The organism is Achromobacter sp. GbtcB20 (assembly GCF_019091095.1).
Taxonomy (GTDB): domain Bacteria; phylum Pseudomonadota; class Gammaproteobacteria; order Burkholderiales; family Burkholderiaceae_B; genus Achromobacter; species Achromobacter mucicolens.
Genome location: NZ_JAGXJZ010000255.1, coordinates 1 through 421, shown reverse-complemented (window position 1 = coordinate 421; position 421 = coordinate 1). Strand labels below are relative to the sequence as shown.

Sequence of the window (421 nt, the reverse complement as noted above, 5' to 3'; positions counted from 1 at the left end):
CTCGCCCGGCCAGCAGCATGCATTCTTTGGTTGCAGACTGACGTCAATAATAATCAGGAGACAAGCATGAAACACCAGAGCCGCCATCCGGTGGACGAGAAACTGCCCCTCGGGCGACTGAGCGCACTCGGCCTGCAGCACGTATTGGTCATGTACGCCGGCGCCATCGCCGTACCCTTGATCGTGGGCCGCGCCCTGAAACTGTCGCCGGCGGAGGTCACGATGCTGATCTCGGCCGACCTGTTCTGTTGCGGCCTGGTGACCCTGATCCAGTCCTTCGGGCTGGGTTCCTGGTTCGGCATCCGGCTGCCGGTCATGATGGGCGTCACCTTCGCCGCCGTCGGCCCGATGGTGGCGATCGCGAACGCCGTGCCCCGGGTCGACGGCGCCTGGGCGATCTTTGGCGCCGGCATCGGCGCCG

General features: G+C 65.6%; 1 protein-coding gene. It reads left to right on the top strand.

All coding sequences use genetic code 11. The features are described from left to right. Window positions 1-66: 66 nt before the first annotated feature. A partial coding sequence (locus tag KVT32_RS28855; RefSeq protein WP_305864221.1) for a solute carrier family 23 protein occupies window positions 67-421 on the top strand: 355 nt, incomplete at its 3' end.